Raw genomic sequence first — 19,601 nt, 5'->3', positions numbered from 1 at the left:
TAAGTATGCAAACAAAACAAAAAAATACGCCGAAGCGTATTTTTTAATATACAATTAACTAAAAGAAGTCCCCTTTCCTTTTTTGGCTCCTTCTTTTTCCGGAATTTGGACTTGTAGAGCCGCTACGTTCTCTTCGTTTGCCTCGACTGTTGTCGTCACTACCGCCCTTACGGTCCCTGAAACCTGTTTTCCCCCCTTTGCGCTTACCTTTAAAAGAACCTCCGCCACCTCCGTAGCTTCTTCGTCCACCACCGCCACCTCCGGGGCTTTTGGATACTTCTACATTAACAAACCTACCGTCTACCTTAAATTCGGTAAACGTAGAAAGGATTTTTTCGGTTACTTCTGCATCGGTATTAAAAAAGGAGAAGCTCTCTTTTACATCGACTTTGAAAATATCTTCTTGGCCCAGTCCTACAGTATCTCTAATAAAATCTTTTAAGGACATCCAATCATAACCATCTTTCTCGCCAACATTTACAAAATATCTAACGGAACCACTCTTGGGTATATTTCCTCCTCGTTCGTAATTACTGTCCCTGTCGGAAGACGAATTCAAATCCTTTGTCTTATTGTAATAATTATAGAAGCGCGTAAACTCTACCGAGATTATTTTTTTAATTAGTTCCTCACGATCAATGCCTTCCAATACATCGTTAATGGCAGGTAGGAAACTATCTACCTCAGGATTTACTTCTGTATCCTTAATGCTATTGGTTAAGTGGTACAGCTGAATTTCGCATATTTCCATTCCTGATGGAATTTTTTTGGAAACAAACGGCTGGTTTATCTTTTTTTCGATTGCTTTAATTTTGCGCAACTCGCTCTTGGTGATAATCACCATGGAAATACCTGATTTTCCTGCACGTCCGGTTCTACCGCTTCGGTGGGTGTAGGTTTCTATCTCGTCTGGTAATTGGTAATTAATTACGTGGGTGATGTCATCTACATCTATACCCCTTGCGGCAACGTCTGTGGCAACCAACATCTGAATTTGCTTCTTGCGAAAGGAGTTCATGACTAGATCACGCTGATTCTGGCTAAGATCACCGTGTAGTGCCCCTGCACTGTATCCATCTTCTATTAGTTTTTCAGCTACCTTTTGGGTATCTCTTTTTGTACGACAAAAAATAACGGAGAAGATATCGGGATTGGTGTCTGCCAATCTTTTAAGTGCCGGATAACGATCTCTGCCACCAACAACATAATATTCATGTTGTACGGTAGAAGCACCGGAATTTTTAGCACCTACTGTAATCTCTTGGGGAGCGTTCATGAATTTTTTTGCGATAATCGATACCTCTTTTGGCATCGTTGCAGAAAACAACCAAGTAGATTTCTCATTTGGGGTATTGGAAAGGATATCCTTAATATCTTCCATAAAGCCCATATTCAGCATTTCATCGGCCTCATCTAAGATACAGTAATCTATTTTAGAGATATCTACCAATCTACGGTTGATCATATCTTTCATACGACCTGGAGTAGCCACAATTATTTGTGCTCCCCGTTTAATCTGCCTTGCCTGTTCGGTAATGCTGGCGCCGCCATAGATGGCTACCACATTTATATTACGTTCGTATTTGGAATACGATTGCATTTCTTTAGTAATCTGTAAACATAGCTCTCGGGTAGGGGATAGTATTAATCCCTGCGTGGTTCTGCTATTTCTATCTATTTTTTGAATTAATGGAAAACCAAAGGCGGCCGTTTTACCGGTTCCTGTTTGTGCAAGTGCTACCAAATCGGTTTCACTTTCCAATAAAATTGGGATTGCTTTTTCCTGTACTTCGGATGGGGTTTCAAAACCCATGTCCGCAACAGCATCTAATAAGGACTTTTGGAGTCCCAGTGCTTCAAACTTTGTCATAAACTATATACTTAATCGCAAATAAGAATGTTGCTTAGAGCGATTATCGTATATAACCTTTGAGACTCAGTGCAACACTTGCTATACCAGCGGCGTTAATTTGGCGGCAAAGGTACCGCTAATTAATGAGATGGGATAATTTATTATAGATGTTGGTTTTATGGTGCCAAAGTGTATCCATAAAGGGACATTATAACGCCGATGATACCGGACACAATCATGAGAACAATAAAGGTCTTCTGCAATTTGGGGTTATCGTATATAATGATGCAGACCGCGCCCAAAACGATACTGATTTGAAAAAAAAGCATTGCAAGGTCAAATTTTGCGGTTGCGGTATCGTATTCTTCCGCTAGTGCTTCCCACTCTTTTACACCTGTAATTTTTCCCATTTCTCCATCTAAATCCTGTGCCCAGTTTTTTTCCCCTACCTGATTTGAACCTATTAAAATCTCTATTTTTTCTGAAGCATACTTTTCAATACTCTGTTTTACTCCCTGTATTTTTTCCTTTATTACGGACTCGTTTTCTTCCAAGACCATACCACTTTCCAATAATGCGGTGAGATAGTCGAACTCACTTTCCTTAAGGCTTTCCTTAATGCTTTTAGATTGGTACCAACTAGAATAGTTGACAACTCTGTTATGGGCAATCATCATCTCTTCTTCCAGTTCGCCATTTACCAGTTGGGCTATGGCCATTAATGCTGCAAAAAAGGCAATGAGAACGCCACCAATTGCTTCTGCCCGTTCAGAGGCTACGGATACTTCTACTGTATCGTTATTTTTTTTAGATGTTAGCATTATAGTGTTTTTAGGTACGCGATGAGTTTTGTGAAAGCTCTTCCTCTATGGCTTATATTATTTTTTGTTGCTAAGGGTAGTTCTGCAAAAGTACGATCATAGCCATCTGGTTTAAATATAGGGTCGTATCCGAATCCTTTTTGTCCTTGTTTAGTTGTGAGGATGCTTCCGGTAACCTCACCTTCAAAGAACATGGTTTTATTGGTAAGGTTTAATGCAATAACCGTTTTAAAGCTTGCGGACCTATCGTTTTCGGCGCTTAGCTTCCTTAACACTTTATCCATATTGGCATCGGCATCATTTTTTGTACCGGCATACCTTGCCGAAAACACTCCGGGCGCTCCGTTAAGTGCATTTACAATAAGGCCCGTGTCGTCTGCAAAACATGGAAGGTTATAGTGTGCTGTAATGTAATCCGCTTTTAATTTTGCGTTCCCTTGTAGAGTAGATTCAGTTTCTGCAATAGGTTCAACACAGCCAATATCTTTTAATGAAACGAGCTGTATACCAGCAGGGACCAGTGCTTGTATTTCTTTTAATTTGTTTTGATTGTGGGTTGCAAACACCAACTTCATCGAAAATAATTTAGAGCCCAATAGCTGAGCTTATATGTTCAAAAATAGTAATTTTATGGTATGGAGTTAAAATTGCCCCCCGTGATTGTTTTTTTACTTTTTGCTTTGTGCATGTATCTATTGAGTTTACTGCTGCCATTTGGTTTTTTTGAATTCTTTGGAAGGTTGCTGTTGGCAAAGGTTCTCTTAGGATTGGCCGTTGCGATTGGTTTGATAAGTCTTTTTCAGTTCGTTATATCAAAAACCACTGTGAATCCCCAAAAACCAAATAAAGCCTCTAGGTTGGTGACCAATGGTTTGTATACCTTTTCAAGGAATCCCATGTATCTGGCCTTGTTATTAGTTCTTCTTGCCATAGGGCTGTATTTTGGAAACGCATTTAATACGTTGATCGCTGCTGGTTTTGTAGGCTATATGAATCGTTTTCAGATTATTCCAGAAGAACGGTTGTTGTTAGGTAAATTCGGCAAAACCTATACACACTATCTTACGAGGACCAGAAGATGGTTTTAACTTGCTTTTATTTGTTCTTAGACTTATATTTTTAAATATTACTCATTTAGCTTATTTTTTATATATTAGCATAATAGTTAATTATTATGATTGCAATTATTACAGGAGATATCATTAATTCTGAAAGTCATCCGTCCTCTGAATGGATAGGGAGTTTAAAGAATTACTTCAACCGTTTTGGACCCGCTCCTATGCAGTGGGAAATATATAGAGGTGATGAATTTCAGTTAAAGGTCACTAGTGAAAGTGCACTATTATCCGCCATACAAATAAAGGCTTTACTAAAATCGGTAAAGGGACTGGATGTGAGGATGGGAATCGGAATAGGCCTAGAAACCTATATTGGAACAGGTGTAAGCGAGTCTAATGGTACTGCGCATCAACGCTCTGGTCGTAAATTTGAATCCCTAAAAGAAAGTAAGGTAAATTTAAGTATTGCAACAGGTAGCGAATCACATGACCTTACCCTAAACCTCATGTTACGTTTGGCTTTGGATTTTATGGATAACTGGAGTGTGGTGTCGGCAGAAATCGCCCATCTAGTGTTGGACAACCCAGAAACTTCACAAAAGGAAATTGCTAAGCAACTCGGTATAAAACAATCTGCGGTAAGTCAACGAATAAAGAGAGCGCGCTTAGACCTGGTCTTGGATCTTTTAGCGTATTATAAAAATATAATCGGAGAAGTGTAGCCTATGGTAATTTTTGTAAAATTGTTGTTAGCCCATCTGATTGGGGATTTTATGTTACAACCCTTAAAATGGGTGATTCATAAAGAAGCAAACAAGGCAAAATCTAAATACCTGTACCTTCATGTGTTTCTTCACTTTGCGTTATATCTATTGTTTTTATGGAATTTAGGTCTTTGGAAAATAGCCGTAATCTTAAGCTTATCGCATTTACTCATAGATTTGGCTAAACTGTACTCCGACCCATGGTTTAAAAACAAAACCATACCTTTTTTTGTAGACCAGCTTTTACATGTAGCAGTGCTTTATGTTTGTTCTTATTACGCAGAACTACCCACTCATTTTATAGTGTTTTTTGAAAATTTAGATTGGCCCTTAATTTTGGCAGTAGCGTTTGTAACTTTCCCATCTGCAATTATCATGGGAAAGCTTTTGGAGCCAATGTCGGGGCAAATAAACACAGACCATAAATCACTCCCAAATGCGGGTAAGTATATTGGGATTATTGAACGTTTATTTGTGCTTGTATTTATTTTGTTAGGACGTTGGGATGCAATCGGACTTCTGATAACGGCCAAATCGGTTTTTCGATTTAATGATTTAAAAGAAAGTAACAGCAGAAAACTTACGGAGTATATTCTAATAGGTACGTTGGTAAGTTTTGGTCTGGCGATTCTTGCTGGGATATGGTATTTGAATCATATACAAGTTATAGGTTGATTTTATGAGGATTATGTAATCAACAGTGTCATTTTATTTAATTTTAATTAAACACATCACTTTTTGTGTTATTTCTCGTTTAAGATGTACTTCGAGGGATATAATTTTTACTTTTGTCGCATATTTGGGTTTCAGTCTATTCATTTATAAAACAAAATTGTTGATATTTTAGGGATACAAAACAATGATCGCAACAGGAAGAAAATATGTTTTTGATTTTGATAGTACCTTGACTAGGGTAGAGGCCCTTGATGTTCTGGCAGAACTTACATTACAAGGAAAATCCAACAAAGACGAAATAATAGCTGAAATTCAAAGAATTACGAACCTTGGTATTGACGGAGATATTTCGTTTACCGAGTCTTTGGAAAGTAGGATTAAGTTATTGAATGCCCATAAAAACGATTTAGAGCACCTGGTTTCCGAACTACGACAAAAAATTTCAAAATCTATAGCTTCGAATAAAGACTTTTTTGAAAAATATGCAGATGATATTTATGTGATTTCCTGCGGATTTAAAGAGTTTATAGACCCAATTGTTAAGGAATACAATATCCCATCGGACAGGGTGTATGCCAATACCTTTAAGTTTGACGTCACTGGTAATATTGTAGGGTTCGACGAGAACAATGTACTGTCACAACACAATGGAAAAATACAATGTCTAAAAGATATGAATCTTGCAGGAGAGGTTCAAGTAATAGGAGACGGTTACAGCGATTACGTAATGAGAGAGGCAGGGATTGCAGACAAATTTTTTGCCTACACGGAAAATGTACATAGGGACAAAGCTGCGGACAATGCAGATCATGTGACTCCCAATTTAGATGAATTTTTATACTTAAACGATTTGCCAAGAAATATATCTTACCCCAAGAACAGAATCAAAGTCCTTTTATTGGAAAATGTTCACACTGCCGCATTCGAAAACCTGTCCGAAGATGGGTTCTCGGTAGAATTGGTAACGCATAGTTTGCCGGAAGAGGAGCTGGTAGAAAAAATCAAAGGTGTTCACGTATTAGGTATTCGCTCTAAAACCCATGTAAGTCAAAAAGTATTGGATGCAGCCGATAAATTATTGGTTGTAGGTGCATTCTGTATAGGCACCACGCAAATAGAATTGGAATATGCCAAGAAAAAAGGCATTGTGGTCTTTAATGCACCCTATAGCAATACAAGGTCTGTAGTGGAATTGGCCATAGGTGAAATCATTATGCTAATGCGTAGCGTATTTGCTAGAAGTACAGAGCTTCATAATGGACAGTGGCAAAAGACAGCTGCAGGTTCTAGAGAGGTACGTGGTAAGAATTTAGGAATCGTTGGGTATGGTAATATTGGAAAACAGTTATCGGTTTTGGCGGAGGCTATTGGAATGCGCGTTTATTATTACGATGTAGAGGATAGTTTAGCCCTAGGTAATGCAAAGAAATGTAATAGCTTGGAGGATCTATTAAATATTTCCGATGTGGTCACCTTACATATAGACGATAATCCAGCAAATAAAAACTTTATTGGGGAACGGGAAATCAACCAGATGAAAAAAGGAGCCATGTTGGTAAACCTTTCCAGAGGCTTTATTGTTGATATAGATGCCCTTGTGGTAGCCTTAAAAAGCGGACAATTAGCAGGGGCGGCAGTAGATGTATATCCAGAGGAGCCAAGAAGTAACGGTAATTTTAAAACCAAACTTCAAGGCCTTCCCAATGTTATATTAACACCGCATGTAGGCGGTAGTACAGAGGAGGCACAAAGGGATATCGCAGACTTTGTCCCCAACAAAATAATGGACTATATTAATTCTGGAAATACGGTAGATGCCGTCAACTTCCCCAACATTCGGCTTCCAAAACAAAATAAGTCGCATCGATTCTTGCACATTCACAAGAATATGCCCGGGATCATGGCCAAAATAAATAAGGTACTGGCAGAATATGAATTAAATATCTCAAGTCAATACTTATCTACAGATAGTGATGTTGGGTATGTTATTACAGATTTGGATAAGGAGTACAATAAAGATGTAATTAAAGCACTTAAAAAGGTCGATAATACCATTAAGTTTCGAGTGCTTTATTAAGGTAAAAGTTCGATTATTTTATTTTGCAATTTAGGTACGGTTACGATAGGTACTTTCTACTCTTGCATAGGAGATACTCTTTTTATTTTTACTGATGATGATAAGGTTCATTCTTAAGGATAGTAAAAGCCCTGTAAACTTGCTCTACCATAAAAAGGCGTACCATTTGGTGTGAAAATGTCATTTTCGAAAGACTTATTTTTCCGGATGCCATGCGATAAACGGCTTCGCTAAAACCATAAGGTCCTCCGATTACAAATACCAGTTGTTTAATACCAGAATTCATTTTCTTTTGTAGATATGATGAGAAATCCATAGAATTGAATTGTTTCCCGTTTTCATCCAGTAAAACAAGGATATCCGTTGGAGCAAGCTGTTTTAAAATCAGTTCGCCTTCCTTTTCTTTCTGTTGCTGTTCAGAAAGATTTTTGGTCTTTTTTAAATCAGGTATAAGGACCATGGAAAAATTCACATAGTGCGCTAAACGCTTTTCGTATATGTTGATGAGCTGTTGTAATTCTGTACTATCTGTTTTGCCAATAGCCAATAGTTTTATTGTCATATTTTTTAGTTTCCAAAAGTGCCTAAACAATTGTTAGTCATTAGTTTAAGCTGTTTTTCCTCTTTAATTTATAATTAAATGTGTATGCTGCATCATCAAAAGTAAATCAAATTCCCAAAATGGATTCGTATTTTAGCAAAAGGCAATAGAAGTAAATGATTTCAGAAGCACAATTTAAGGAAGAAATAAAGGGAATTATCACCAATGCGATCAGAGAAGATGTGGGTGATGGCGACCATAGTTCATTGGCATGTATACCAAAAGAAGCCAAAGGAAGGGCGAAGCTATTGGTAAAAGATGAGGGTATTCTAGCAGGGGTAGAATTTGCAAAAGCTGTTTTTGCCTATGTAGATAGTAACCTAGCTATTGAAACCCTTATTGAAGATGGGAGCAGTGTCAGCTATGGGGATATCGCATTTTATGTATCTGGAAGCTCGCAAAGCATACTAAAAGCAGAGCGATTGGTGCTTAATGCCATGCAACGCATGAGTGCCATTGCCACAAAAACCAATTTTTTTGTGGGATTGCTGGAAGGTACGGGCACAAAAATTTTAGATACGCGAAAAACGACTCCTGGTTTAAGGGCCTTGGAGAAATGGGCAGTAAAAATCGGAGGAGGAGAAAACCACAGATTTGCATTGTATGATATGATTATGTTGAAGGACAATCACATAGATTTTGCAGGCGGTATCACCAAGGCTATAGAAAAGACAAAAAAGTATTTAAAGGACACTAATAGAGATCTAAAAATTATTGTAGAAGCGAGAAGCTTGGAGGAAATCAGGGAAATTCTCAATACAGACGGGGTATATCGCATTCTAATCGATAATTTCAACTATGCGGATACTAGAGAAGCGGTAAGCTTGATTGGGGATACCTGTCTAACCGAGTCTTCTGGAGGTATTACCGAAGATACGATACGCCAGTATGCAGAATGTGGTGTAGATTATATATCATCAGGTGCATTAACCCACTCGGTCTACAATATGGACCTAAGCCTAAAAGCGGTATAAATGTCCCTAGAAATAGAGCAACGATTAGAAAAGATACCCATTGTCAACTGGTTTGTTCGGTTGCTGAAAAGGATACGGCTGCCCGGGTTTGAGGGACTTTCTATCTATGACCTTGCCGAAATGTATATCGTGGGTATTATTCAAGGTACTTTATCTACTAGGGCTAGTGCCATTGCCTTTAGTCTTTTTTTGGCTCTATTTCCCTTACTGATTTTTATGGTGACCTTGGTGCCCTATCTCTTTGAATATGTGAGTATACAAAATGCGGATTTTGAAGGGCAGTTTCAGTTATTCCTGGAATCCTTTCTGCCTACGGCCACAGGAGAGTACTTTGGAGAGGTTTTTCAGCAAATAAAAGATCAGAAACGTGGAGGCTTATTGTCATCGGCCTTTATCCTATCCATATTTTTAGCGGCAAACGGTGTAAATGCTATTTTTGGTGGTTTTGAAACATCCTACCATATAAACCTGAACCGAAACTTCTTTAGACAGTATCTTTTTGCGCTTATGGTAGGTCTTATTTTGGCGATTTTAATTATCCTTGGCTTTGTTATGTTCATCTATTTTGAAGTCTATGTGCTGGTATATTTAGACGAGTTCCAGTCCAGACTTGGTGGTTATGTTATGGAAGACGGAGATAGGACGGGAGTGCAGATAGCCAAGGTGCTGTTTTTTGTAGTACTCTCTTATTTTACCACAGCCGTGTTATATTATTTTGGGACGAGAGAAGGCAAACACGCCCACTTCTTTTCCGTTGGCGCCTTAATGACAACCATTCTTTTTGTGGTTACTTCGTATCTTTTCGGTGTTTATGTAGATAAATTTGCTAGGTATAATGAATTGTATGGTGCCTTAGGTGGACTGTTGATTTTGTTAGTCTATATTTGGCTGAATTCAAATATTTTATTGCTTGGTTTTGAATTGAACGCTTCATTGAATTCCCTTAGAAAAATTACTAAAAAAGAAGAATGAAATATCCCTCAAAGTTTGCAGTGCTAATTTGTTTAATTTGTTTCGGTCAATCGCTTTCTGCCCAATCTGTTTTTGGCAAATGGAAAACAATAGACGACCGTACGGGGAATCCAAAGGGAATCATCAATATTTATGAGAAAGACGGATTAATGTACGGTTATGTTGAAAAAATTTTGGAACCAGGAAAAGAAGATTCTATTTGTACAAAGTGCGAAGATGAGTTAAAGGATAAGCCGGTAGTTGGTATGGAGATTATAACTGCTGCAGAAAAACAGGAAGATGGGGAATGGAAAGGCAAACGTTTGTTCGATCCCGAACAGGGCATGACCTTCCGTTGCAAGATATGGTTGAACGATGAAAACCCCAATGAACTGAAGGTAAGGGGCTATCTCGCCTTCATCTATCGTACACAAACATGGCTCCGCGTACAAGAAAATTAGTATGGCCCATTTTATCAACGTTGTTCTACCTATTCCTCTAGAAAGACATTTTACATATAGTGTTTCCGCCGAAGAGGTGCAATTGCTTCAACTAGGTATGCGGGTTTCGGTACCATTTGGTAAATCCAAAATCTATACTGGGATTGTACTCGGCATTCATACAACTGCTCCAGAAGTATATGAAGCCAAAGAAATTCATCAAATACTGGACGATACGCCTATTGTTACGCCAATTCAACTAAAACATTGGCAATGGATCGCAGATTACTATATGTGTACTTTGGGGGAGGTTGTACGCAGTGCACTGCCCAGTGCTTTTCTTTTAGAAAGCGAAACATTGGTATTGCGGAATAGGGAGGCAGAGGTAAATGAGGAAGATTTAAAGGACGATGAATTTTTGGTGTTCGAAGCTTTACAGCATCAATCGGTATTAAAGGTGCATGAAGTCGCCGCCATTGTAGACCGTAAGAACGTAGTCCCTATCTTAAATAGACTGCTCAAAAAAAACATAATCAAACTCAAGGAGGAAGTTTTTGAACAGTACAGGCCCAAATTGGTTAAGTACCTTCGTTTAGGAATTACACATTCGTCTGACGAGGCCTTGGAAAATCTACTTGAATCTTTAACCCGTGCGCCCAAACAGAGTCAGGTGGTATTATCCTTGTTCCAGTTACAGGCTACGAGCAAGAAGCCAATTTCAACTAAGGAACTTGAAACGGCTAGCAATAGTTCCAAGGCGGTAATCAAAGCTTTGGTAGATAAGGAAATACTAGAAGAGTACAGTATAAGGGTTGATCGTGTAGATTTTGATGGCAGCAAAGAGGTATCAGCGGCAAAGGAATTGAATGAATATCAAGAGCAGGCGCTTGCCGATATCCAAACGGCCTTTGACGCAAATAAGGTTACCTTATTAAAGGGTGTTACTTCTTCCGGAAAAACAGAAGTATACGTTAAGTTAATGGAGAAGTGCCTAGAACAAAACAAACAGGTGCTCTATTTGTTACCGGAAATTGCGTTGACCACACAGTTGATATCGAGATTACAAGAGTATTTTGGCGAAAAAATCGCGATTTATCATTCCAAGTATAACGTACAGGAACGGGTAGAGGTCTGGAACAATGTGTTAGCGGCAAAAAATAAAGCACAAATCGTTATCGGGGCAAGATCGGCCATGTTCCTTCCCTTTTCGAATTTAGGGCTGTTATTGGTAGATGAGGAACATGAAGGTTCCTTCAAACAGTTTGACCCCGCTCCGCGCTACCATGCTCGGGACGCCGCTATTGTTCTTGGTAGTCTTCATGCGTCTCATGTTTTACTTGGTTCTGCGACGCCGAGTGTGGAGAGTTATCATAACGTAAAAATAGGAAAGTACGGTTATGCCGAGATCACAAGACGCTTCGGCAATGTGCTAATGCCAGATATGGAACTGGTAGACATCAAAGAGGCACAACGAAAGAAACGAATGAAGGGCCATTTTTCAGAACGTTTGCTAGAAGAAATGACAGATGCCCTGGAAGCAGGAGAACAGATTATCCTCTTTCAAAACAGGAGGGGCTACGCTCCTGTTCTAGAGTGTTTAACCTGTGGTCATACCCCACAATGTCCAAATTGTGACGTAAGCCTTACCTATCATCAATTTAGAAAACAACTGCGGTGCCATTACTGTGGCCATCATTCCGCATTGCCAGAAAGTTGTTTGGCCTGCGGTAGTCCTGATCTGGATACCAAAGGTTTTGGAACACAGCAGATAGAACAGGAAGTAATTAAGTTATTTCCCAAGGCAAAAGTAGATCGTATGGATCTAGATACGACCCGAGGGAAACATGCCTATGAAAAAATCATTACCCGTTTTGAACAACAAGAATTGGATATTTTGATTGGCACGCAGATGCTGACCAAGGGTTTGGATTTTAGGAACGTGAGCTTAGTAGGAGTCATGAACGCCGATGCACTCCTAAATTTTCCAGATTATAGGGCACACGAACGGAGTTTTCAATTATTAACCCAAGTAGCGGGTAGGGCAGGGCGCACCAAAAAGCGAGGCAAAGTCATTATACAAACCTACAATCCTTTTCATCAAATTCTAAAACAAGTGACCACGGGGGAATACGAGAATATGTTTTCCGAACAAGTTTACGAAAGGGAGCAATTCAAGTATCCACCTGCGAATAGAATTATCAAAATTACATTTAAGCATAAGAATTACAATGTGCTTAACGAAGCGGCAGATTGGTTCAGTAGTGCATTGAAAACTAATTTTGGTGGTAACGTCTTAGGGCCAGAATACCCACCAGTGGCTAGAATACGTAATCAATATCTAAAGCATGTACTGGTTAAGATGGATAAGAAGGAATCGGCTGCCAAAACAAAGCTGTATATAAAAAGAATAGAAAAGTCTTTTAATGCAATAGCTATGTATAGGAGTGTGCGGGTTATTTACAATGTGGACCACATCTAAAAAAAGAAAACCGCCAATTGGCGGTTTTCTTTTTAAAGTAATTTTATATCATATAAAAACTATACGTTACTAAGGGCTTCCGCCAATTCTGTTTTTTTATTTCTACTAAGGGGTATGGAACGCCCACTAACTTCAACGTTTTTGCTGTTGAACTTTTCAACTTTCTCCAAGTTTACTATATAGGATTTATGTATTCTCAAAAACTTATCTTCCGGAAGTTGTTTTTCAAAAGACTTCATTGTTGATAAGATTACGATATTGGCTTCGTCGGTTACCAATTTAATATAGTCTCCTAAGGCTTCTATCCACTTGATATCGTTTAAGATTACCTTTCTTTTCTTTAGATTACTCTTTACAAAGATATGTTCTTCGTCTTCGAGAACTCTGTTCGCCTGTTCATATTTTGCTACCGCTCTTTTAACGGAGGCATCAAAACGTGCCATGGTAATTGGCTTATGCAAATAATCTGTCACGTCATACTCAAATGCTCTAAGGGCATAATCGGGCTTACCGGTAATCAAAATTACCTGAGGACTGTTATCTAGGGATTCAAGTAGGTCAAATCCTGTGATAATTGGCATTTCAACATCAAGAAAAATAAGATCTATCTCGTTGTTTTTAATACCGTTCTTAGCTTCAATAGCGTTGCTGTACTCGGCTACCATGGCTAAGTTGGGATGGTTGTTCACCAACTTTGCGACGGCCATCCTTTGCATGGACGAGTCGTCAACGATAATACTTCTTAACTTCATAAGGGCTGATTTGTGGGGTTAAATCATCGACAAAGTACCGAAAAATAGCGACTAACTGCAACAAAAGATGTAAACAATGTAGTGTTAATTGTGTAAATGGCGATGACAATAGATTAAGATTTGGTTTGTTCAATTTATATATTCTTCCATGCTATAACGAAGATTTTTATCTTTTCTTATACTTATTTTAAAATAATGGCTATTTTTGCACTCCTTAAAACAAAATTTATAAATATGAACCATTACGAAACTGTTTTCATTTTGAATCCCGTTCTATCTGATGTACAGATAGAGGAAACAGTTAAGAAATTTGAAGATTTCTTAATTAAGAATGGAGCCAAAATGGTCTCCAAAGAAAATTGGGGCCTAAAGAAATTGGCTTATCCCATCCAAAACAAAAAAAGTGGTTTTTACCACTTGTTCGAATTCATCGACCTTGGTCAGGTAGTACTACCTTATGAACAAGAGTTTAGGAGAGATGAACGTGTTATGCGCTTTTTGACCGTTAAACTGGACAAACATGCTGTATCATGGGCAGAAAGAAGAAGAGCAAGAAACAACAAAACCGCTAAAGCTTAAGTACTATGTCAACACTACAACAACAGGCAAAAGGAAAGAAAGATGGGGAAATCAGGTATTTAACTCCATTAAATATTGAAACCAACACCAAAAAGAAATACTGTAGGTTTAAAAAATCCGGAATCAAATATGTTGATTACAAGGATGCAGACTTTCTTATGAAATTGGTAAACGAGCAAGGTAAATTACTACCTAGAAGGCTTACAGGAACTTCTTTGAAGTTTCAACGAAAAGTAGCACAGGCTGTTAAAAGAGCACGTCATTTGGCATTAATGCCATACGTTGGTGATTTACTAAAATAAAAGACGAAAGAATCATGGAGCTTATATTAAAAGAAGACGTACAAAACTTAGGTTTTAAAGACGACGTAGTAAGTGTGAAGAATGGTTATGGTAGAAATTACCTAATCCCTAACGGCTTGGCTACAATGGCAACATCCTCAGCTAAAAAGGTTTTAGCGGAGAATTTGAAACAAAGAGCGCACAAGGAAAAGAAAGTAGTTGATGCTGCTAACAAGATTGCCGATGCCTTAAAGGAATTGGAACTTAAAATAGCGGCAAAAACAGGTGCAGGTGACAAATTGTTTGGATCGGTAACCGTTTCCGACTTAGCAGAAGCTATTGCAAAACAAGGTCACGATATTGATAAAAAGTTTATTAATATACAAGGTGGTTCCGTTAAAAGAACTGGCCCTTATAACGCACAGATTAGATTACACAGAGAGGTAGTAGTAGACTTCCCTTTTGAAGTAATCGCTGAGCAGAAGTAATTTTCAATATTTTGAATCATAAGCCTTTCAGTTTTCTGAAGGGCTTATTTTGTTTTAATGATTATGAAGTATACAAGACTTACAAAAGAACAACTGGAAGAATTAGAACCAGAATTCATTAACTTTTTGGCTACCCAGTCCATTACAGGAGATGAGTGGGCAAAAATTAAGAAAGATACCCCAGAAGTAGCCGAAGACGAAGTAGATGTGTTTAGCGACCTTATTTGGGAAGGCGTACTCAGCAAGGTGATGTATTTGGAAAATATCTCTGAACAACAGATGCACTTGTTTGAATTGACGGATAAAGAAATGAAACTCATTGCCGTAAAGGTGATGAATCCAAAAATTGATTTGACTACGGAAATTGGGTTTAACTGGTTCAAAAAAAATTGGCAATCGGATTTTGTGGAATACATGACAGCGGCCAAGGCCTACGCTGACGATAAGAACTTGGATAAGTTTCAATTAATTAAACAAGGTGCCGTAATTACCAAAGGAGAATTGTACCTATGGTTCGAATCTATGATGGATGCATGATAGCTGCCCTATTGGATTCTAATTCCCCAAAAGGGAAACTGATGTTGCCAAATCATCTTAATTCCTTCAAAACAAAATTTCTTCACTTTTGCAGGGGACAGAGGGGAGGAGTATCTTTGTTAAGATAATTATACAAATTTTGTTCGTGGTACTAGACGTATACGCTTTCCTGCTACAAACGATAAAATGAACGAATGGCACAGAAACCCTCCATACCAAAAGGAACCCGGGATTTTACTCCCCAAGAAATAAGCAAGCGTAACTATATCTTCGATATCGTTAAAAATCATTTTCAAACCTTTGGATTTTTGCCTATTGAAACCCCGTCGTTTGAAAATTCAGATACATTATTAGGCAAGTATGGCGAGGAGGGGGACCGTTTGATTTTTAAAATCTTGAATTCCGGGGATTTTATCAGTAAAGTCGATGATGTTACCTACAGCTCTAAAAATTCTAGCTCATTAGCACCAAAGATTACAGAAAAAGCACTACGCTATGATCTAACGGTACCCTTTGCCCGATATGTGGTAATGCACCAGAACGAAATCGATTTTCCTTTCAAGAGATATCAGATTCAGCCTGTGTGGCGAGCGGACAGACCCCAAAAAGGAAGGTTTAGAGAGTTTTTTCAATGTGATGCAGATGTGGTGGGTTCGGATTCCCTTTTACAGGAAGTAGAACTAGTGCAGTTGTACGACGCCGTTTTTACCAATTTAGGACTAGAAGGTGTTACCATTAAGCTGAACAATCGTAAAGTATTATCTGGAATTGCGGATGTCATAGGCGCCAAACATTTGTTGGTAGATTTTACGGTAGCTTTGGATAAATTAGATAAAATAGGCGAGGAAGGGGTAAAAAAAGAAATGCGGGAAAAAGGCATTTCTGCTACTGCCATTGAAAAGGCTGCCCCCTTATTTACACTTACTGGGACCAATACGGAGCAATTAGCAAGCCTTGATACGCTATTACAGGATTCTGAAGAAGGAAGGAAAGGTGTGGAAGAGCTACGTTATATTATCGAGAGTGTCGCAGTCTTAGGCTTGCAATCTGCAACCTTAGCAATTGATGTTACCTTGGCACGAGGACTTAATTATTACACGGGAGCTATTTTTGAGGTTTCTGCTCCAGCAGGAGTTCAGATGGGCTCCATTGGCGGTGGAGGCCGCTATGACGACCTTACCGGTATTTTTGGACTCAAGGATGTTAGCGGTGTTGGAATCTCCTTTGGCTTGGATCGCATCTACTTGGTACTTGAGGAACTGAATCTGTTTCCAGAATCCCTAGAAAAATCCTTGGATGTACTTTGCCTTAATTTTGGAGAAAAAGAATCTCTAGCAGCTTTGAAATTAACAACAGAACTCCGTAAAGCAGGAATTAAGTCTGACGTTTATCCATCGAACGCTAAAATTCAGAAACAGTTTAAATATGCGAACAATCGCAAAGTACCCTATGTGATACTTATGGGTGCGGAAGAGTTAAGCAATCGCACTTTTGTAGCTAAAAATATGGAAACTGGGGAACAGAAAACATTCAAAATCAACGAAGTCGACTCCTTTGTAGCGGACCTATAGTTTTGATTTAATGGTGGCTATAATTTCTTGATAGTATCCATGAATATGGGGCACATAGCGCTTAGCCGATTTATCGCTGTCCAATTCCCGTTCAAAATCGACTAAAGCCAGTAGTTTTATATTGGCCACTTCACTTTCTTGTTTTTTAAGATGGCTCAGCGGAACTTTAAGTTCGCATAAATACGTATGATGAAACTCATTATCCATTAAGGTGACATGATGTTTTTGCATCGATTTATAAACACCAATTTTTTCTAAGGCTTCCTCTTGTATGGTAAGTCCAATTTCTTCCTTGATTTCCCGAATCGCGGCTAATTCTTCTTTTTCTCCAGCAACTATATGACCGGCTACAGAGACATCCCAAAGTAGGGGATAGGTATCCTTGTTTTGTCCTCGTTGTTGCAATAGGATTATACCCGTATTTGTATACATCCAAATATGTACCGTGGCATGAAAAAGTCCAAGACGGTGGGCTTTGGATTTTAGTTCCGATGTTCCGGTAGGATTTCCGTTAGCATCTAAAATGTCTATGAGTTCATCCATATAAAAAAAGCCCTTTTAGAAGGGCTTTGGTTTGGGTTAGTCAAAATAACTGAAGGTTTCTCCCTCATTTATTGTTAAGAGTGTTTCATAGATCAACCGGATTACGTTTTCAACATCGTCTTTATGAACCGTTTCTACTGTTGTATGCATATAACGTAAAGGCAGCGATATCAATGCGGATGCAACGCCACCGTTGCTGTAAGCAAAGGCATCTGTATCCGTACCTGTTGCTCTGGAGGCTGCCATGCGTTGAAAAGGAATCTTGTTGGCTTCTGCTGTTTCCAAAATACGCTCTCTTAGTTTATTCTGTACTGCCGGAGCATACGAAATCACTGGTCCTGCACCTAATTCTGTGTGTCCCTGTGTTTTCTTTTCTATCATAGGCGTAGTGGTATCATGGCAAACATCCGTTATAATGGCAAGGTTAGGCTTTATCGTTTGGGTAATCATTTCAGCGCCTCGCAACCCAATTTCCTCTTGAACGGAGTTGGTGATATACAGTCCAAAAGGCAGCGTTTTTTTATTTTCGTGCAGTAATCTTGCCACTTCTGCGATCATAAAACCACCGGCCCTGTTATCTATCGCCCTACATACAAACTTATCCTTGTTCAATACTTGAAATTCATCTGGATAGGTTATTACACAGCCTACATGAACCCCCATTTTCTCTACTTCCTCCTTGTCCTTAGCCCCTATATCAATAAAAATATTATCCAATTTAGGCGGTTGCTCCTTTTCATTTTTTCTGGTATGTATTGCCGGCCATCCAAAAACGCCTTTTACGATACCATTTTTAGTATGTATGTTCACCCATTTAGAAGGTGCAATTTGATGATCGCTACCACCGTTTCTGATTACATAAAGTAAGCCGTTATCAGTGATATAATTAACGTACCAGGATATTTCATCTGAATGTCCTTCAATTACTACTTTGTATTTGGCATCAGGATTAATAACACCAACTGCTGTGCCATAAGTATCTGTGATGAAGGTGTCTACATAGGGCTTTAGGTAGTCCATCCATATTTTTTGACCTTCCCATTCGTATCCCGTAGGTGAAGCGTTATTTAGGTATTTTTCAAAAAAATCAAGAGATTTTTTAGTGATAATATTTTTTTTTGACATGTCTAGTTTATTTGCATACAAACTTAACAATATTCACTTGTTTTTGAATACTATGCTGCTCTATTTATCGTTAATTTTGGCAAGACATTTGTAGTTATGTTGCCATGAAGTATAGACGTATCTTTTATTTATTTCTATTCTTAGGAATTTTAGAGACTGAGGCTCAAGTACCAGAGCAGGTGTTGGACTCAGTATCCGAAAAGCTTATTATTGTTGCTGGTGATTCTGTTTTTAGGAGTTCTATTGACTTACAGGAAACTTTTGTCTTCGGAAAATTGAAATTTGATACGTACAAGGATAAATTACGGTATTATATTCTAAGAAGAAAAACACATAAAGTTTATCCCTACGCCAAGTTAGCGGCCGAACGTTTGGTTGAACTAAACGATAGTCTTAAATCAATTAAAAAACCTCGAAAACGACGAAAGTATACTAGAGAAGTACAGCGGTACATAGAAGGTGAATTTTCAGAAGAATTAAAAAAACTGACCAGAACCGAAGGGCAGATTCTCGTAAAGCTCATTTATAGACAAACAGGAACTACCTCTTTTGACCTCGTAAAGGAGCTAAGGAATGGTTGGCGGGCATTTTGGTACAATACAACGGCCAAAATGTTCAAAATTAGCATAAAAGAAGAGTTTCATCCAGATTTGGTAGAAGAAGACTATCTGATAGAGGATATTCTGCAGCGCGCCTTTTCTTCTGGAAAATTGGAACGACAAGAAAGTGTGTTGGACTATAATTATGCCGACCTATCCAACAAATGGAAAAAGCCAATAAGGAAAATTCCAAACAACTAATGCTTTTTCTTTTTACCAAAAAGAGATTCCATAATCGTAGAAATACCCTTAAAACCCATGGTAACGGCTGCAATAGCGAGTATAATACCAACAATGAGAACCGGCCAATAAAAAGGGTGCTCCTGATTCTTGAAGGCTTGCCATAGTACTATAGGTGCCAAAAACATAAGCATTACTGTGTAGGCCAACCTCTTTAGGCCTTGTACTAAAATTTCTTTATCGGTTTTCATTGT

The 19,601-nt window shown here is 38.5% G+C and carries 22 protein-coding genes; 14 read left to right on the top strand and 8 right to left on the bottom strand.

Features of this window, described 5'->3' with window-relative positions; all coding sequences use genetic code 11:
• Positions 1-58: 58 nt before the first annotated feature.
• The 3 genes from MS6x_RS00190 to MS6x_RS00180 all read right to left on the bottom strand — a co-directional run bounded on the left by MS6x_RS00190 (position 59) and on the right by MS6x_RS00180 (position 3,248).
• Positions 59-1,870: a DEAD/DEAH box helicase gene (locus tag MS6x_RS00190; protein WP_482604592.1), complete on the bottom strand. Its 1,812-nt coding sequence runs from the start codon at positions 1,868-1,870 to the stop codon at positions 59-61.
• 158 nt (positions 1,871-2,028) lie between these two features.
• On the bottom strand, positions 2,029-2,673 hold the full coding sequence (locus MS6x_RS00185; RefSeq protein WP_482604590.1) for a DUF4337 domain-containing protein: 645 nt from the start codon (positions 2,671-2,673) through the stop codon (positions 2,029-2,031).
• A complete protein-coding gene (locus MS6x_RS00180; RefSeq protein WP_482604589.1) occupies positions 2,673-3,248 on the bottom strand; it encodes a non-canonical purine NTP diphosphatase in 576 nt (191 codons plus the stop codon). Before MS6x_RS00180 ends, MS6x_RS00185 begins: the two co-directional genes overlap by 1 nt.
• An 81-nt stretch (positions 3,249-3,329) precedes the next feature.
• On the opposite strand from MS6x_RS00180, the gene MS6x_RS00175 reads away from it, so the two are divergent.
• From MS6x_RS00175 to serA, 4 genes are all read left to right on the top strand, one after another.
• Positions 3,330-3,761: a methyltransferase family protein gene (locus tag MS6x_RS00175; protein ID WP_482604587.1), complete on the top strand. Its 432-nt coding sequence runs from the start codon at positions 3,330-3,332 to the stop codon at positions 3,759-3,761.
• An 86-nt stretch (positions 3,762-3,847) separates the two neighbouring features.
• The gene (locus tag MS6x_RS00170) at positions 3,848-4,453 is read left to right on the top strand and encodes a SatD family protein (protein ID WP_482604585.1); all 606 of its coding nucleotides are present in this window, start codon (positions 3,848-3,850) and stop codon (positions 4,451-4,453) included.
• Positions 4,454-4,456: 3 nt separating this feature from the next.
• Entirely contained in the window at positions 4,457-5,170 is a 714-nt protein-coding gene (locus tag MS6x_RS00165; RefSeq protein ID WP_482604583.1) for a DUF3307 domain-containing protein, read from the top strand.
• A gap of 184 nt (positions 5,171-5,354) precedes the next feature.
• Positions 5,355-7,247, top strand: a complete 1,893-nt coding sequence (serA, locus tag MS6x_RS00160) for a phosphoglycerate dehydrogenase (RefSeq protein ID WP_482604581.1) — start codon at positions 5,355-5,357, stop codon at positions 7,245-7,247.
• An 88-nt stretch (positions 7,248-7,335) separates the two neighbouring features.
• Here serA and rlmH read toward each other — a convergent pair whose 3' ends face one another.
• Positions 7,336-7,809, bottom strand: a complete 474-nt coding sequence (rlmH, locus tag MS6x_RS00155) for a 23S rRNA (pseudouridine(1915)-N(3))-methyltransferase RlmH (protein WP_482604579.1) — start codon at positions 7,807-7,809, stop codon at positions 7,336-7,338.
• A 155-nt stretch (positions 7,810-7,964) separates the two neighbouring features.
• Here rlmH and nadC point away from each other — a divergent pair, with 155 nt between their 5' ends.
• Genes nadC through priA form a run of 4 tightly spaced genes read left to right on the top strand, consistent with a single transcriptional unit; the run spans position 7,965 to position 12,692 of the window.
• The gene (gene nadC, locus MS6x_RS00150) at positions 7,965-8,822 is read left to right on the top strand and encodes a carboxylating nicotinate-nucleotide diphosphorylase (protein WP_482604577.1); all 858 of its coding nucleotides are present in this window, start codon (positions 7,965-7,967) and stop codon (positions 8,820-8,822) included.
• Positions 8,823-9,794 carry a YihY/virulence factor BrkB family protein gene (locus MS6x_RS00145; RefSeq protein ID WP_482604575.1) on the top strand — a complete coding sequence of 324 codons (972 nt, stop codon included), beginning with the start codon at positions 8,823-8,825 and terminating at the stop codon, positions 9,792-9,794. It abuts the gene before it with no gap.
• Positions 9,791-10,234: a DUF2147 domain-containing protein gene (locus tag MS6x_RS00140; RefSeq protein ID WP_482604573.1), complete on the top strand. Its 444-nt coding sequence runs from the start codon at positions 9,791-9,793 to the stop codon at positions 10,232-10,234. The genes MS6x_RS00145 and MS6x_RS00140 overlap by 4 nt, the downstream gene beginning before the upstream one ends.
• A gap of 1 nt (position 10,235) precedes the next feature.
• Positions 10,236-12,692, top strand: coding sequence for a replication restart helicase PriA (gene priA / locus MS6x_RS00135; RefSeq protein ID WP_482604572.1), 2,457 nt, complete (start codon positions 10,236-10,238; stop codon positions 12,690-12,692).
• 59 nt (positions 12,693-12,751) lie between these two features.
• Here priA and MS6x_RS00130 read toward each other — a convergent pair whose 3' ends face one another.
• On the bottom strand, positions 12,752-13,444 hold the full coding sequence (locus MS6x_RS00130; protein ID WP_379934159.1) for a LytR/AlgR family response regulator transcription factor: 693 nt from the start codon (positions 13,442-13,444) through the stop codon (positions 12,752-12,754).
• Between the two features lie 234 nt (positions 13,445-13,678).
• On the opposite strand from MS6x_RS00130, the gene rpsF reads away from it, so the two are divergent.
• From rpsF to hisS, 5 genes are all read left to right on the top strand, one after another.
• Positions 13,679-14,023: a 30S ribosomal protein S6 gene (gene rpsF, locus MS6x_RS00125; RefSeq protein ID WP_482604570.1), complete on the top strand. Its 345-nt coding sequence runs from the start codon at positions 13,679-13,681 to the stop codon at positions 14,021-14,023.
• A gap of 5 nt (positions 14,024-14,028) precedes the next feature.
• A complete protein-coding gene (gene rpsR / locus MS6x_RS00120) occupies positions 14,029-14,325 on the top strand; it encodes a 30S ribosomal protein S18 (protein ID WP_027075749.1) in 297 nt (98 codons plus the stop codon).
• 14 nt (positions 14,326-14,339) lie between these two features.
• On the top strand, positions 14,340-14,792 hold the full coding sequence (gene rplI, locus MS6x_RS00115; protein WP_482604568.1) for a 50S ribosomal protein L9: 453 nt from the start codon (positions 14,340-14,342) through the stop codon (positions 14,790-14,792).
• 63 nt (positions 14,793-14,855) lie between these two features.
• Positions 14,856-15,329, top strand: a complete 474-nt coding sequence (locus MS6x_RS00110) for a DUF6495 family protein (protein WP_482604566.1) — start codon at positions 14,856-14,858, stop codon at positions 15,327-15,329.
• A 194-nt stretch (positions 15,330-15,523) separates the two neighbouring features.
• Positions 15,524-16,900: a histidine--tRNA ligase gene (hisS, locus tag MS6x_RS00105; RefSeq protein WP_482604564.1), complete on the top strand. Its 1,377-nt coding sequence runs from the start codon at positions 15,524-15,526 to the stop codon at positions 16,898-16,900.
• Here the strand turns inward: hisS and MS6x_RS00100 are convergent.
• Together MS6x_RS00100 and MS6x_RS00095 are read right to left on the bottom strand one after the other, a co-directional pair.
• On the bottom strand, positions 16,895-17,443 hold the full coding sequence (locus MS6x_RS00100; protein WP_482604562.1) for an NUDIX hydrolase: 549 nt from the start codon (positions 17,441-17,443) through the stop codon (positions 16,895-16,897). The two genes, hisS and MS6x_RS00100, sit on opposite strands and share 6 nt — an antisense overlap.
• A 36-nt stretch (positions 17,444-17,479) precedes the next feature.
• Entirely contained in the window at positions 17,480-18,568 is a 1,089-nt protein-coding gene (locus MS6x_RS00095) for a M42 family metallopeptidase (protein ID WP_482604560.1), read from the bottom strand.
• Positions 18,569-18,672: 104 nt separating this feature from the next.
• Between MS6x_RS00095 and MS6x_RS00090 the strand changes: the two genes are divergently transcribed.
• Positions 18,673-19,368 (top strand): DUF4294 domain-containing protein, encoded by a 696-nt coding sequence (locus MS6x_RS00090; protein WP_482604558.1) that lies wholly within the window; start codon positions 18,673-18,675, stop codon positions 19,366-19,368.
• On the opposite strand, the gene MS6x_RS00085 is transcribed toward MS6x_RS00090, so the two are convergent.
• Positions 19,365-19,598 carry a DUF6095 family protein gene (locus MS6x_RS00085; RefSeq protein ID WP_482604556.1) on the bottom strand — a complete coding sequence of 78 codons (234 nt, stop codon included), beginning with the start codon at positions 19,596-19,598 and terminating at the stop codon, positions 19,365-19,367. The two genes, MS6x_RS00090 and MS6x_RS00085, sit on opposite strands and share 4 nt — an antisense overlap.
• Between the last annotated feature and the right edge of the window lie 3 nt (positions 19,599-19,601).

The organism is Maribacter sp. MS6 (assembly GCF_056839185.1).
This window is presented reverse-complemented; position numbering and strand designations above follow the sequence as displayed.

Coding starts and splice junctions, on each gene's coding strand:
- rpsR (WP_027075749.1), top strand. CDS start 14,029: ATGTCAACACTACAACAACAGGCAAAAGGAAAGAAAGATGGGGAAATC.
- MS6x_RS00190 (WP_482604592.1), bottom strand. CDS start 1,870: ATGACAAAGTTTGAAGCACTGGGACTCCAAAAGTCCTTATTAGATGCT.
- MS6x_RS00180 (WP_482604589.1), bottom strand. CDS start 3,248: ATGAAGTTGGTGTTTGCAACCCACAATCAAAACAAATTAAAAGAAATA.
- rlmH (WP_482604579.1), bottom strand. CDS start 7,809: ATGACAATAAAACTATTGGCTATTGGCAAAACAGATAGTACAGAATTA.
- MS6x_RS00090 (WP_482604558.1), top strand. CDS start 18,673: ATGAAGTATAGACGTATCTTTTATTTATTTCTATTCTTAGGAATTTTA.
- MS6x_RS00110 (WP_482604566.1), top strand. CDS start 14,856: ATGAAGTATACAAGACTTACAAAAGAACAACTGGAAGAATTAGAACCA.
- MS6x_RS00085 (WP_482604556.1), bottom strand. CDS start 19,598: ATGAAAACCGATAAAGAAATTTTAGTACAAGGCCTAAAGAGGTTGGCC.
- MS6x_RS00130 (WP_379934159.1), bottom strand. CDS start 13,444: ATGAAGTTAAGAAGTATTATCGTTGACGACTCGTCCATGCAAAGGATG.
- MS6x_RS00145 (WP_482604575.1), top strand. CDS start 8,823: ATGTCCCTAGAAATAGAGCAACGATTAGAAAAGATACCCATTGTCAAC.
- MS6x_RS00100 (WP_482604562.1), bottom strand. CDS start 17,443: ATGGATGAACTCATAGACATTTTAGATGCTAACGGAAATCCTACCGGA.
- MS6x_RS00095 (WP_482604560.1), bottom strand. CDS start 18,568: ATGTCAAAAAAAAATATTATCACTAAAAAATCTCTTGATTTTTTTGAA.
- priA (WP_482604572.1), top strand. CDS start 10,236: ATGGCCCATTTTATCAACGTTGTTCTACCTATTCCTCTAGAAAGACAT.
- MS6x_RS00170 (WP_482604585.1), top strand. CDS start 3,848: ATGATTGCAATTATTACAGGAGATATCATTAATTCTGAAAGTCATCCG.
- MS6x_RS00165 (WP_482604583.1), top strand. CDS start 4,457: ATGGTAATTTTTGTAAAATTGTTGTTAGCCCATCTGATTGGGGATTTT.
- rplI (WP_482604568.1), top strand. CDS start 14,340: ATGGAGCTTATATTAAAAGAAGACGTACAAAACTTAGGTTTTAAAGAC.
- nadC (WP_482604577.1), top strand. CDS start 7,965: ATGATTTCAGAAGCACAATTTAAGGAAGAAATAAAGGGAATTATCACC.
- MS6x_RS00140 (WP_482604573.1), top strand. CDS start 9,791: ATGAAATATCCCTCAAAGTTTGCAGTGCTAATTTGTTTAATTTGTTTC.
- MS6x_RS00185 (WP_482604590.1), bottom strand. CDS start 2,673: ATGCTAACATCTAAAAAAAATAACGATACAGTAGAAGTATCCGTAGCC.
- rpsF (WP_482604570.1), top strand. CDS start 13,679: ATGAACCATTACGAAACTGTTTTCATTTTGAATCCCGTTCTATCTGAT.
- serA (WP_482604581.1), top strand. CDS start 5,355: ATGATCGCAACAGGAAGAAAATATGTTTTTGATTTTGATAGTACCTTG.
- hisS (WP_482604564.1), top strand. CDS start 15,524: ATGGCACAGAAACCCTCCATACCAAAAGGAACCCGGGATTTTACTCCC.